General features: G+C 32.9%; 1 pseudogene. It reads left to right on the forward strand.

What is annotated here, in order from left to right:
- Positions 1-228 (forward strand): annotated as a pseudogene (locus EOC06_RS41320) (2',3'-cyclic-nucleotide 2'-phosphodiesterase); the annotation flags it as partial.

Below are 228 nucleotides of genomic sequence, written 5' to 3' on the forward strand. Positions count from 1 at the left end.
GAAAATACTACAAACAACCGACATCCATGCAAATATTCTAGATTATGATTATAAAAATAATAACAGGACAATTGAGTATGGTTTAAGCAGAACAGCTTCTCTTATTCAAAAAATCAGGTCACAAAACGAAAATACCTTGTTATTTGATGTAGGCGATATGATAAAAGGAAATGCTTTAGCAGACTTTATCGCCAAAAGTCCATTTCTTCCTGTTACAGACATTCACCC

It is taken from the genome of Mesorhizobium sp. M7A.F.Ca.MR.362.00.0.0 (assembly GCF_004023175.1).
Taxonomy (GTDB): domain Bacteria; phylum Pseudomonadota; class Alphaproteobacteria; order Rhizobiales; family Rhizobiaceae; genus Mesorhizobium.